Source organism: Bradyrhizobium sp. SRS-191 (genome assembly GCF_024586915.1).
In the GTDB taxonomy this organism is placed as follows: domain Bacteria; phylum Pseudomonadota; class Alphaproteobacteria; order Rhizobiales; family Xanthobacteraceae; genus Bradyrhizobium.
The window spans coordinates 412,927-425,169 of the sequence record NZ_JANBVS010000002.1; the positions used below are offsets into that span (position 1 = coordinate 412,927).

Below are 12,243 nucleotides of genomic sequence, written 5' to 3' on the forward strand. Positions count from 1 at the left end.
TTCAAGGCCGGCTTCACGTCTCCGGCGTAAACCCTTCGAAGATCATCTGATCCGCGTAGCGGGCGGCGGTGGCGCGCTGCTCCGGGGTGCGGACGGTCCAGGTCAGCAGCGGGCAGCCGAACACATTGCGTGCAATCCACGGCGCGGGGGCCGGGAGCTGCTGCACCCAATAGGCGACGAAATGCGGCTGCGTGCTCATGCCGTGCTTGAGATGCAGCATGCTGTCGCGCTGCCCCTGGGTGAGCTTGTCCCAGTAGCCGTCCTGATAGGTGCGCTGGGCGACGATGCCGCGCGTCAGCGTCGGCATGGTCTCGCGCATGGCGCGCACTTGATCTGGATCGAACGACATGCCGACGGCGGGGCCGGAATAGGCCGACAGCACCTCGGCCATGCGCCGGACCAGCCGGCGGTCACCCTGGAAGGTGCTCTTGACCTCGACCACCAGCGGCACGCGGCCACCGATCAGGTCGCAGAGATCCTTGAGCGTCATCATCCGCTCGTCGGTCTGCTTGAAGCGGATGGCCTTGAGCTCGGCCGCGGTCTTCTCGATCAGCAGGCCCGAGCCCTCGGTGAGACGGCCGAGCTCGTAGTCGTGATGCACCATCGCCTCGCCATCGGCCGACAGCTGGATGTCGCATTCGATGGCGAATTTGCCGGCGACGGCGCCGCGCGCGGCGGCCGGCATGTTCTCGATGATTCCCCGGCTTGCATCATGCAGGCCGCGATGGGCGACGGGGCGGGCCGTCAGCCAGTCAGGTGCGCGCATTCGCCCCGTCCATTCTTGTCCTCGTCAATCCTATTCAACCTCGAACACGCCTTCGACCTCGACCGCCGCATCCGACGGCAGCGCCGAGACGCCGACGGTGGTGCGGGCATGGCGGCCCTTGTCGCCGAACGCCGCGACCATCAGGTCGGAGGCACCGTTGAGCACCTTCGGCCCGTCGAGGAAATCGGGCGCCGAGTTGACGAAGCCGCCGAGGCGGACCACGCGGACGACCTTGTCGAGGTCGCCGATCGCCGCCTTCACCTGCGCCAGCAGGTTCACGCCGCAGCCCTTGGCCGCCGCATAACCATCCTCGAGCGCAACGTTGTAGCCGAGCTTGCCGGCCGCGATCAGCTTACCGTCGCCGCCGAGGCAGACCTGGCCGGAGACGAACAGCAGGTTGCCGGTGCGCACGAACGGGACATAATTGGCGACCGGCGCCTTCGGTGCCGGCAAAGTGATGCCCTGTGCCGCCAGATTCTGTTCAACCGTACCCGCCATCTGAAATCCCCGTTCTGTCGCGTGAGCGCCGGTCCCGTGCCGGACCGCGGCCCTGTTTGGCGCAGTTGCCAGTGACATGCAAGCAGCCAGCGCCGGCGCGAATTCCCCGCCTGGAGCGCACGTTTCCGTGAGCCAGCCGCAGTTGCGACGTAATGCAGCGGTCTCTAATGTGACGCTTTAACGATACGTCCCTCGAGGAAAACTCATGGCTCATTCGTTTCGACTGTCGATGGGAGCGCTGGCTGTCGCGGCGATCACGTTCGCTCCGGCGCAAGCCGGAGCCGGGGTGCCGTTCCTGCCACATCAGGCGCTCTATGAGCTGAGCCTGCTCAAGTCGCGCGGATCGAGTCCGGTCAACAGCGCGCGCGGCCGCATCCTCTACAATTTCTCCGGCAATGCCTGCACCGGATACACGTCGGACTTCCGCCAGGTCTCCGAGCTCGATCTCGGCGAGGGCAAGGTCACCTTGAGCGATCTGCGCTCGACCGCGTGGGAGGATGGCGCCGGCAAGAGCTATCGCTTCAAGATCGACTCGCGGATGAACGATCAGGCGTCCAGCCCGGTCGACGGCATGGCCGAGCGCACCGGAGACCACATCACCGTCAAGCTGAAGCAGCCGGAGGCGAAGACCTTCACGCTCGATGGCGCGACCGTGTTTCCGACCGAGCAGATCCAGCGCATCATCGCGGCTGCGCGCGAGGGCAAATCGTTGCTCGAGCTGTCGGTCTATGATGGCTCCGACAATGGCGAGAAGGTCTACAACACGCTGACCGTGATCGGCGCGGCCGTGCCTGGCGACAAAGCGGCCGCCAAGCCGGACGCCTCGACTGACAACAGCGAAATGAAGACGTTGACGCGCTGGCCGGTGACGGTCAGCTACTACGACCGCGACGCCAAGCGCACCGAGGGCGAGCAGACGCCGGTTTATGCGATGTCGTTCGAGCTGTACGAGAACGGCGTCTCCCGCGCCCTCGTGCTCGACTACAACGACTTCGTCATTGCAGGCTCCCTCGGCAAGTTCGACGTCAAGGACGCGAAGGACAGCAAGCCCTGCAGCAACTGAGACTGGCCTCATTCCGTCTGCTCCGGGCCGTCATAGGCGATGCCGCGGATGACCGCGGCCTGGCCGAATTTCTTGCGCAGCGCATCCATTGCGCGTTCGGCTGAGGCCGAGCGGCGGTCGAGCATGTCGGTGTCGGAAGCCTCGGAGCCTGGACGCAGGGCGCTGACGCCTGCGCCCATCAGGCGAAACGCCGTCCCATCGGTCTCGCGCGCGAGCATCTCCTTGCAGATCGCGAAGATCTTGCCGGCCAGCTGGGTAGGGGCGGCGATCGATTGCGAGCGGGTGCGCTGGCGGAAATCCGCGGTCTTCAGCTTCAGCGTGATGGTCGAGCCGGCGAGCTGGCTCGCCTTCAGTCGCGCCGAGACCTTCTCGGACAGCCGCCACAGCAGCTTTTCCAGGGTCGCATAGTCGCGGATGTCGGTATCGAAGGTGGTCTCGCTCGAGATCGTCTTGGCGCCGCGATCGGCCACCACCTTGCGGTCGTCGATGCCGCGCGCCAGCCGCCACAGCCGTCGGCCCTCGCCGCCGAACTGCTTCATCAGCTCGATCTCGTCGGCGCGCTGCAGGTCCGCGATCAGACGAAAACCGTGGCTCGCCAGGCGCTGCTGGGTGGCCGGGCCGACGCCGAAGATGAAGCCGACCGGCTTGTCGGCGAGCATCATCAGCGCTTCGTCCTGGTCGAGCGCGGCGAAACCGCGGGGCTTATCGAGATCGGAGGCGATCTTGGCCAGGAACTTGTTGCAGGACAGCCCGACCGAGACGGTGATGCCGATCTCGCGCTCGACATCGCGGGCGAAGCGGGCCAGCACTTTCGCCGGGATCATGCCATGGACCCGCTCGGTGCCGGCGAGATCGAGGAACGCCTCGTCGATCGACAGTGGCTCGACCAGCGGCGTCAGAGCCAGCATCGCCTGCCGAACCTCGCGGCCGACCCTGACATATTTCGCCATGTCGGGGCGAATCACCACCGCTGAGGGACACAGCTCCAGCGCCTTGAACATCGGCATCGCCGAGCGCACGCCATAGGTGCGGGCGATGTAGCAGGCCGCCGAGACCACACCGCGCTTGCCGCCGCCGATGATGACCGGGCGGTCGGCGACATCAGGATTGTCACGCTTTTCGACCGTCGCATAGAAGGCGTCGCAGTCGATATGGGCGAGCGTCAGGGCCGGGAGGGTGCGGTGGCGAACCAGGCGCGGCGAGCCGCAGGCGGAGCAGCGCCGCACGGCGGGGGCCAAGTCCGCCAGACAGTCGCGGCAGAAGCAGGCCGGCCCGGCTGCCGCGCGCGATGTACCCTCTGGCGCCGGCGTGGTCACGGCACGTCACGCTCCCATTGGCGGTCGCCCAATACCTGCCGCGCTGCCATGATATTGGTCGGATGTAACTTGGAGTGGGCGGCAAAAGCCTTTACCGTTTCCTCGTCGCGCAGCACGAAATCGAGCACGCTGACCAGGAAATTCGGGTCGGCCGCCGAGGATCGCAGCGTCTCCGGCCCAATCCCGGTCTCGGCCAGGAAACGGCCGATACGCTCGGGGTCCCCGGCCAGGAATGAAAGGGCCTGAACAGCAACGATTTCAGCCACTTCGCGCGGATTTTGAGAACGCTTTTTCAACGGGACATTTGCCTTTCCATTAACTTGTCGTCTCTACTTTGCAGGCCAACATGCCCGAGTCTTCGGAGCCGGTTCAAGCAAGTGGAAACCATCTCGGGCAAAGATGGAATACCGACTTAACGGCTTTGAACGAATCTGGGGCTAGTTTGAATTAGATCAGTAGCGGTGGACAGGCGTCCGCCAGAGGACATGCCGGTGTCAGTGATTCGGAGGGGCGGATGGGCAAGACCGTCCTGATCGTGGAGGACAATGAGCTCAACATGAAGCTCTTTCGCGATCTGTTGGAGGCCCACGGATACCAGACGTCCGGCACCTCCAGCGGCGTGGAGGCGCTCGACATCGTTCGCAAGACGCGGCCCGACCTCATCCTGATGGACATTCAGCTGCCACAGGTCTCGGGGCTGGAAGTGACGAAATGGATCAAGGACGATCCGGATTTGCGCGCGATCCCGGTGGTCGCGGTGACGGCTTTTGCCATGAAGGGCGACGAGGAGCGCATCCGCGAGGGTGGCTGCGAAGCCTATCTTTCTAAGCCGATTTCGGTCGGAAAATTCATAGAAACCGTGCGACGTTTTATCGGCTGAGGAGTTTTTGCAGTGTCCGCGCGCATCCTTGTGGTCGACGACGTCCCCGCCAACGTCAAGCTGTTGGAGGCGCGGCTGTCGGCTGAATATTTCGACGTGCTGACCGCTTCGAACGGCGCCGAGGCGCTGCAGATCTGCCAGCGCGCCGAATGCGACATCATCCTGCTCGACGTCATGATGCCGGACATGGACGGCTTCGAGGTCTGCCGCCGGCTGAAGTCGAATCCGGCCACGCATTTCATTCCCGTGGTGATGGTGACCGCGCTCGACAGCCCGTCCGACCGCGTGCGCGGCCTGGAGGCCGGCGCCGACGACTTTCTCACCAAGCCGGTCTCCGACGTCGTGCTGATCGCGCGCGTGCGCTCGCTGACCCGGCTGAAGATGATGACCGACGAGCTGCGCATGCGCGCGCTGACCTCGCTGGAAATCGGCGTGCAGGCGCCCGAGCGCAATGCGGTGGCCGATGCCGGGAGGGGCGGGCGGATCCTGCTGGTCGACGACCGGCCGTCGTCCTATGAGCGGCTCGGGCCGATGCTGGCGACCGAGCATTCGGTCGACGTCGAGCCCAACCCGGCGGAGGCCGTGTTCAACGCCGCCGACGGCAATTACGACCTGGTCATCGTCTCGCTCGACCTCAACGATTTCGATGGTCTCAGGCTGTGCAGCCAGCTGCGCTCGCTGGAGCGCACGCGCCACGTGCCGATCCTGGCGATTGCGGAAGCCGAGAACAATTCGCGGCTGCTGCGTGGGCTGGAGATCGGCGTCAACGACTATCTCCTGCGCCCGGTCGACAAGAACGAACTCCTGGCGCGCGCCCGCACCCAGATCCGCAAGCGCCGCTACACCGATCATTTGCGCGACAACGTGCAGAACTCGATCGAGATGGCGATCACCGATGCGCTGACGGGCCTGCACAACCGCCGCTACATGGAGACGCATCTTTCGACGCTGGCCGACCAGGCCGCGAGCCGCGGCAAGCCGCTGGCGCTGATGATGCTCGACATCGACTACTTCAAGTCGATCAACGACAATTACGGCCATGATGCCGGCGACGATGTGCTGCGCGAGTTCGCGATGCGGGTGCGCAAATCGATCCGCGGCATCGATCTCGCCTGCCGCTATGGCGGCGAGGAGTTCGTCATCGTGATGCCCGAGACCGATCTGCACGTCGCCGGCATGGTCGCCGAGCGTCTGCGCCGCTCGGTCGCCAACGAGCCGTTCGCCGTGCACAAGGGCGAGAAGCGCATCGAGGTCACCGTCTCGATCGGCATCTCCACCCTGGAGCAGAAGGGCGAGCCGATCGCCGACGTCATGAAGCGCGCGGACGTCGCGCTGTACCGCGCCAAGAACGAAGGCCGCAACCGGGCGGTCGCGATCGCGCCGGTGCATCAAGCGCCGCCCTTCCTGCCGCAGGCCGCGGGCAGGGGCCGATAGAGGGCAGGGCGGGTCAGCGCTTTCTATCCTCTGCTGAGGTGGCCCGGCATCTCTCAAATGCCTTGAGTCCGCCATGGCGCTCATCCGGGCCTCGTGCTTTGAGACGCGCCGCAAGCGGCGCTCCTCAGCATGAGGGGTGAGAGTGTCGCCAAGATCTCTCCGAGTTCTCTCATAGACGGCTCCAAGCCCACCGACCTCGTCCTGAGGAGCACGCCGCAGACGTGCGTCTCGAAGGACGGCCGCGAGCGCTGACGAGCAGGCCGGCTCCGACGTCCGCGACGGCGTGGTTCACCGAGGCGCCGCGGCGTACTGGATCGTCCGCTTTCGCGAACGATCACAACTATGGGGGTGGCATTCACCGTCGTAGACATCGACGCGAGCTCATTCATCCTCGCCGCGCCTCCGCGCCCGAGCTGTGCCATTCAAAACCCTCTTCGAGAACAGAGGGCGCAGGGAAGGCCGGGTGCTGGTCGCACCCATGGTCCGCGTGCAGCAAAAAAGCACGCGGCAGAACCACAGGTACGAACCGGACATCCGGCCCTCCCTGCGCGATGGCTTTACGGCTTACTCCGTGCTCTCCCCGGGGACCGGCGTTCTTGCCCCCGTCGCGAGCGCGCTTCGTCAGCGCCCGCTTGGCCTCAGCATCGGGAGGCCAGGACCACACGGCTTCACCGTGCGCATCAGGATGTTCGTCCGCGCGGACAAGCCACGCTGCACCCCGACACGCCCACCGCAGCCCACCTCACGCTCGTGACGATCGCGATGCGCCCCTCTTGGCGAGGTGGGATGGGCGACGTGTAGCATGATTTCCGGAAAAACGAAAGTAAAAATGCGATACGGGGATCGGAAAGGACGATCATGTTGAGATCATTTGAGAAGTTGGGGTTTCGAAGGAGGGAGATCTCGGAGGCTGCTGAGGGCCGGATTGACTTCTGGTCGCGCGAAGCTCCAGGATGGCTTAGGAGGATCACGCTGGCGTTGATCTGCCTACGAGCTTCAGCGATCTCGTGCTAACACATGCGCTTCCAAGCAACCCGCGATCTCTGGGGAAAAACCAATGAGGCCGCTTCGTATCGGTGCTCTAACTGGTGGGCTGATGGTGTGCGGACTCCTGATCCTTTACGCCTTCGGCGTCGAAACCAACGCCTTAGTGATGGGAGTTTTGGGAGGTGTTGCCGCGTGGTTGGCTGGCTTCATTGAGGATCGCTTCATTGCCACTCGGGGAGTGCCGTAGGGCAGGTCCGTCGGGCGGATCAGCGTAGCGCGATCCGCCGCTTTGCTGCCGCGCCCAAGGACGGCGCATTACGCTAACGCGAACCCGTCCTACGGATCCGGGTTTTATCGGTAGCATGCCCATCGGCTTGGGTGCGCTTGTTGTCGCTAGAAACTTGGGCCTGCAGCGGCCTTCAGTCTCCGCCAGACGTCGTCGGCCATGCGGCTTTGTCCCCAGACGGCACCGAGCATCTTCCTCACGACCGCGTCCTGGCTTGCAAGCTGCTCGATCCGGCCGATGAAGTCGGGGCCGTGGAGGCACAACAGGTCTTCAACGGGTCCCGCGGCGATCAGGGCTAACATACGGTCCGATTGGGCGAGCATCCACAACTGTCGAATGATCGGCCAAGCGGCTTCGGGCTGGTCGCGGACGAGGGCATCCAACGCGTCCCACGCGGAAATGAGTTGTCCGCCGTTCGCCTCGCTTGGTGACAGTCGATGAGAGTCGATCCAGGCTTGGGCGAGGTCGTGGACGCTCTGCTTGGTCATCTGCATCACTCCAGCGGGCTGGCCCTGAGATTTGACTTCATGCGGCTCGTTCAAGCAGCTCTATAGGTGCGTAGCGTAGGGCGGATTAGCGGAGCATAATCCGCCGCTTGTCCGCCCGTGACATGGCGGATGACGCTGCGCTAATCCGCCCTCGCGACGTTGCCGACTCTTCAGTTCGAAGTACTCCCGTCAGAGATGTGCCATCATGCGGAACATCTCTTGATTTTATCCGACATCGATGGTATCCAGTTCTCATGAGCACATCGATCCGCATCGTCAACTTCGATCACATGACCGGCCTTGGCCGGGCCATGGAAGGAGTCGCGCGCTAGGAGATCGACGACGCGATGTTCTCACCAGGCCCCGCCGGCATCGGACGGGGCCTTTTCGTTTGGCCTTGCTCCCTGCCGGCACAACAGCAGGAGCGTAGCATGCCACCTCACCACACCCATTCAACGATCGGCGCCGGGCACGTGTCAGGGCTCAATGTCGATCTCTCGCTCGCGTCAGCGACGGGCGCGATCGGCAGCGTGCAGCCATCGATGCAGTCCGAAGCCTCCATCGCGGCGTTGCGCGAGGTGTTGTCGGAAAAGGACGCGGCCGGTCCTCCGGCTACGCCGACCTGGCTGATCATCCGCCTGATCGGCCGGTGCTGGCGCGCCATTCAAGCGTGGCAACGCCGCGAGTCCGTGCGGGCAAGCCTGTCCGGGCTGAGTGAACGCGAGCTCACCGACATCGGCATGACGCGTGCCGAGATCGAGCACATCGCCGCGCTGCAGACGCTCGAGAGCTTGAGGGAAAACCCGCTCTATCTGGTCTCGCGCAGGGGGATGTAGTCGGTCGCGGGCCGTAGCGATGCGGAGGACGGTCGGCCAATAGAGCGAGATGGTCGCCACAACGTCATTGCGAGCGTCGGCGCAGCAATCCAGGGTCCCGCCCACGACTCTGGATTGCTTCCGCCGTCAGCCTTCGGGCCATGGCGGACATGTCGCTGCGCTCGCAATGACGGCGGTGAGATGGCGCTTCTTTCTGAACAACATTCAGCCGGAGGCGTCGTTTTCGGAGTTCGGCAGAACACGAGCCCCGCATGGGTGCTCATCCGTGAGCGCAGGAACTACATGCCTTGATCTGGCGCAATCTTCGTGGTACTTGCAAACCATGATCAACGTCGTGCGCCACTCCAACCGCAAAAACCCGACCCGCCGTAGCTGGGCCGTGGGAGGAGTCGTGCGCTAGGATTTCGACGACACGATCATTCCACCAGGCCCCGCCGGCATCGGACGGGGCCTTTTTGTTGGGCCACGCTCCCTGCCGGCATCACACAGCAGGAGCGACCGATGCCGCCTCAGACCCACCTCACAGCCGAGATCGCGCACCTCGATCTCGTTCGTCCGACGACGGCCAACGCTGCGCGCGACGTGCCAGCCGCGCCGCGCCCAGCGGCATCCATCACGGTACTGCGCGACGCCATATCTGAGAAGGACGCCGCTGCGCCGCCGGGCGCGTCAGGTCGGCTTGGTCTGTTCGCGCGCCTGTGGCAGTCGTTTCAGGAGCGCCGCCGGCTGCGGCAGATGCGCATCCATCTGGCCAACCTGAGCGAGGCGCAGCTGATCGACATCGGCCTCGGCCGCGCCGACATCGAGCACATCGCCGCGCACCGCGCGCTGGAGAATCTCAAGGACAAGACGGCGCATCTCATGCTGTCGCGCGGCGTGATGTAGCTGCGGACCGGGATCGCGGCTCGGCCCCCGTGCCGGCCGAGGAGAGCGGATCAGCGCAGCTGATCCGCGCCGATGACGCGCGTCGTGACAGGCGGATCAGGCTGACGCCAAGCCGCCTTTCACGTTATCATGCCGGATTCCATGAGTGGGTGAGGCGACGTGTGACGCAACATATCGGCATCGTCGGCTGCTCGGCCGAGGGCGCGGCGCTGTGTTATCGCACGATCTGTAGCTCGCCGACTACGTGGCCTGGCTGCTCGCGCGAGCGGCGCTATCACGCATTATGGCTGGAACGAGCTACTAAGAGGGGCACGGTCTGACACGGCCTCGGGGGAAAGAAAGATCATCCGAGCTTGCGCGGGGAGGGCGGCGGCAGTTCGTCTGCCGATCCCCAACTCGCGACCCAGGCCCTCACGTCATCGAGCGGAACAGCGAGGCGGGTCTGATGAAACGCATCGAGACGCCTGCGGTCTTCGGCGACATCGGGGCCGGCGATGTCGATCATGGAATCGAGCAGCGCGACCGCTTCGGCCAGAACGGCCGCAACATCCTGGCCGCGCTCGGCCGCCAGCTCGGATAAGCGAGTATCGGTCGCTGGGTCGATCTCGATGGTGCGGCTGACGAGCTTCATGGAGCCAAGATAGCGATGCTGGCCGGGACTGTCGAGGCGTCCCGCCAGTCGCGAAGCGTCGTCGGATGATTCGGGAAGGCGGATCGTGCCGGAACCGCACGCCGTGACCCGCGTTTGTCCCCGCGCCCAAGGAGGAGCCCCTTATGACAAAGCTGATGTTCGCGGTTGCCGTCTCGTTGTCCGTTCTGCCGTCATTCGCCCTGGCGCAGGGCCATATGGGCACGCCGCAGGAGCAGAAGGCATGCGCGCCGGACGCCAAGCGCTTCTGCCGCGCTCAGCTCGGTGACGATTTCGGTGTGCAGAACTGCCTGACGCAGAACCGCGCCAAGCTCAGCAAGCGCTGCTCGGCGGTGTTCCAGAGCCACGGCATGTAGTTCGAAAGCGTCGCTCAGGCGGCGCGGACCTTCCGCAGGAATTTCTCCAGCTCGTCCTTCAGCCGATCGCTCTCGCGTGACAGCGAGTGCGCTGACGTGAGGACTTGGGAGGACGCGGAGCCGGTGGCGTCGGCGCCCTTGCTGACGTCACCGATGTTGCCAGCGACGCGCGCCGTGCCGCCGGCGACCTCCTGGACGTTGCGCGAGATCTGTCCGGTGGCGGCGCCCTGCTGCTCGACGGCCGCGGCGATGCCGGCTGCGATTTCCGAAATCTGCTGGATGGTGCCGCCGATCTGCTTGATCGAGGCCACCGACGACTGCGTCGCGTTCTGGATGCCCTCGATCTGCTGGCCGATCTCCTCGGTCGCCTTGGCGGTCTGCGAGGCCAGCGCCTTGACCTCGGAGGCGACCACCGCAAAACCGCGGCCGGCATCGCCGGCGCGCGCTGCCTCGATGGTGGCGTTCAGCGCCAGCAGGTTGGTCTGGGCGGCGATCGAGGTGATCAGCTTGAGCACGTCGCCGATGCGCTCGGCGGTGCGGGACAGCTCGCTGATGCCGACGTCGGTCTGCTCGATCTGGCGGACGGCTTCCTTGGCGATGCTGGTCGATTCCGTGACGCGGCGGCCGATCTCGTGGACGGAGGAGGTCATCTGGCCTGCGGCCGAGGCGACCGAGTGCACGGTGGCCGAGACCTGGCCGGAGGCGGCGGCGGCGCTGGACGACAGCTGCTGGGTCTGCTCGGCGGTCTTGCTCAGCGTGTTGGCCGAGACCTCGAGCGTGCGGGCGTCGGCATGGACCTTGTTGATGATCTGGCCGACGGTGGATTCGAACTCGTCGGCCATGCGCTGCATGGCCGTGTGCTGCTCGGTCTTGGCGGCGTCGAGATAGACCGAGATCGCGAGGTCCATGTCGATCATCGCCGCCTTGGTGATCGCCGCCTGCAGCGCCGCCTTCTTCTCGCGCGCGGCTTGCCCTGCGAACCAGCCGTCGGGCAGCTCGGTCTCGATCGCCCGCTGCAGGCCGGTGACGATCAGCGAATAGCCGGCGATGTACCAGCGCGGCTCCAGCCCCATCCGGTTATGGGCCTGGCCGATCCGCGTTACCGATTTCACATAGTCGGCGTCGAACTTGGCTGATGCCAGCGACATCCAATGGTCGAGCTGGGCCTTGTGGGCGTGCCGCATGGCGGCCTGGCTGGAGAACATCTTGGCGAGCGAGGGGACCTTGCCGACATGGGCGTAGAACTGGTCGAGCAGGCCGGGCAGCACCTTGCCGATCAGCGGCCGCAGCTCGCGCAAGTGCTCGCGGGTCGCGTTGTCGATGCCGATGAAGTCGAGACGGGACTGCAGGGTCTGAGGGTCGGTCATCGCGGGGCCCGGTAAGCTGGGTGAACATGAGGAAGCCGCCGCCGACATGCGGGCGCTTATCTGCCCCAAATTTGCATGGGTTTGGTTGATGGTTCCTTACGGCCGGAACCTCAATTTAACCGACCGGCGAATATTACCGGCGCGTCACGCCGGCACGGCCGATGGGGCGTGAGACAGGCGCAATAAAAAACGGGGCCGAAACGGCCCCGTTGAAGTCGAAAGCAGTCCCGCGATCTTACTTGATCTTGGCTTCGCGGAATTCGACGTGCTTGCGCGCGACCGGGTCGTACTTCTTCTTGACCATCTTGTCGGTCATGGTGCGCGAATTCTTCTTGGCGACGTAATAGAAGCCGGTGTCGGCCGACGACACGAGCTTGACCTTGATGGTGACCGCTTTGGCCATGTCTTGAACCTCTGCAATGGGATCGGGGG

General features: G+C 64.9%; 14 protein-coding genes. 6 read left to right on the forward strand and 8 right to left on the reverse strand.

Annotation, left to right across the window (positions count from 1 at the left end; genetic code table 11):
- Window positions 1–13: 13 nt before the first annotated feature.
- Together NLR35_RS05675 and NLR35_RS05680 are read right to left on the reverse strand one after the other, a co-directional pair.
- Window positions 14–766, reverse strand: coding sequence for a glycerophosphodiester phosphodiesterase (locus NLR35_RS05675; protein ID WP_257165571.1), 753 nt, complete (start codon window positions 764–766; stop codon window positions 14–16).
- 30 nt (window positions 767–796) lie between these two features.
- Window positions 797–1,264, reverse strand: a complete 468-nt coding sequence (locus NLR35_RS05680) for a RidA family protein (RefSeq protein ID WP_257165572.1) — start codon at window positions 1,262–1,264, stop codon at window positions 797–799.
- Between the two features lie 205 nt (window positions 1,265–1,469).
- Here NLR35_RS05680 and NLR35_RS05685 point away from each other — a divergent pair, with 205 nt between their 5' ends.
- On the forward strand, window positions 1,470–2,327 hold the full coding sequence (locus NLR35_RS05685; RefSeq protein WP_257165573.1) for a cell envelope integrity EipB family protein: 858 nt from the start codon (window positions 1,470–1,472) through the stop codon (window positions 2,325–2,327).
- Window positions 2,328–2,335: 8 nt separating this feature from the next.
- Here the strand turns inward: NLR35_RS05685 and NLR35_RS05690 are convergent, their stop codons facing one another.
- Window positions 2,336–3,643, reverse strand: a complete 1,308-nt coding sequence (locus tag NLR35_RS05690; protein WP_257165574.1) for a DNA polymerase IV — start codon at window positions 3,641–3,643, stop codon at window positions 2,336–2,338.
- Entirely contained in the window at window positions 3,640–3,939 is a 300-nt protein-coding gene (locus tag NLR35_RS05695; protein ID WP_257165575.1) for a DUF3572 domain-containing protein, read from the reverse strand. Before NLR35_RS05695 ends, NLR35_RS05690 begins: the two co-directional genes overlap by 4 nt.
- Window positions 3,940–4,157: 218 nt before the next feature.
- On the opposite strand from NLR35_RS05695, the gene NLR35_RS05700 reads away from it, so the two are divergent.
- Both NLR35_RS05700 and NLR35_RS05705 read left to right on the forward strand, forming a co-directional pair.
- Complete coding sequence (locus NLR35_RS05700; RefSeq protein ID WP_006611250.1) at window positions 4,158–4,523, forward strand: response regulator; 366 nt, start codon at window positions 4,158–4,160, stop codon at window positions 4,521–4,523.
- Between the two features lie 12 nt (window positions 4,524–4,535).
- Window positions 4,536–5,957 carry a PleD family two-component system response regulator gene (locus NLR35_RS05705; RefSeq protein ID WP_257165576.1) on the forward strand — a complete coding sequence of 474 codons (1,422 nt, stop codon included), beginning with the start codon at window positions 4,536–4,538 and terminating at the stop codon, window positions 5,955–5,957.
- A gap of 1,380 nt (window positions 5,958–7,337) precedes the next feature.
- Here the strand turns inward: NLR35_RS05705 and NLR35_RS05710 are convergent.
- A complete protein-coding gene (locus NLR35_RS05710) occupies window positions 7,338–7,718 on the reverse strand; it encodes a DUF6869 domain-containing protein (protein WP_257165577.1) in 381 nt (126 codons plus the stop codon).
- A 347-nt stretch (window positions 7,719–8,065) separates the two neighbouring features.
- On the opposite strand from NLR35_RS05710, the gene NLR35_RS05715 reads away from it, so the two are divergent.
- Window positions 8,066–8,554 carry a DUF1127 domain-containing protein gene (locus NLR35_RS05715; RefSeq protein WP_257165578.1) on the forward strand — a complete coding sequence of 163 codons (489 nt, stop codon included), beginning with the start codon at window positions 8,066–8,068 and terminating at the stop codon, window positions 8,552–8,554.
- 501 nt (window positions 8,555–9,055) lie between these two features.
- The gene (locus NLR35_RS05720) at window positions 9,056–9,439 is read left to right on the forward strand and encodes a DUF1127 domain-containing protein (RefSeq protein ID WP_257165579.1); all 384 of its coding nucleotides are present in this window, start codon (window positions 9,056–9,058) and stop codon (window positions 9,437–9,439) included.
- A gap of 343 nt (window positions 9,440–9,782) precedes the next feature.
- On the opposite strand, the gene NLR35_RS05725 is transcribed toward NLR35_RS05720, so the two are convergent.
- A complete protein-coding gene (locus NLR35_RS05725) occupies window positions 9,783–10,070 on the reverse strand; it encodes a hypothetical protein (protein WP_257165580.1) in 288 nt (95 codons plus the stop codon).
- A gap of 143 nt (window positions 10,071–10,213) precedes the next feature.
- Between NLR35_RS05725 and NLR35_RS05730 the strand changes: the two genes are divergently transcribed.
- Window positions 10,214–10,444 carry a hypothetical protein gene (locus NLR35_RS05730; protein WP_257165581.1) on the forward strand — a complete coding sequence of 77 codons (231 nt, stop codon included), beginning with the start codon at window positions 10,214–10,216 and terminating at the stop codon, window positions 10,442–10,444.
- 14 nt (window positions 10,445–10,458) lie between these two features.
- On the opposite strand, the gene NLR35_RS05735 is transcribed toward NLR35_RS05730, so the two are convergent.
- Window positions 10,459–11,811, reverse strand: a complete 1,353-nt coding sequence (locus NLR35_RS05735) for a globin-coupled sensor protein (RefSeq protein ID WP_257165582.1) — start codon at window positions 11,809–11,811, stop codon at window positions 10,459–10,461.
- Between the two features lie 235 nt (window positions 11,812–12,046).
- A complete protein-coding gene (gene rpmG, locus NLR35_RS05740; protein WP_006611239.1) occupies window positions 12,047–12,214 on the reverse strand; it encodes a 50S ribosomal protein L33 in 168 nt (55 codons plus the stop codon).
- Between the last annotated feature and the right edge of the window lie 29 nt (window positions 12,215–12,243).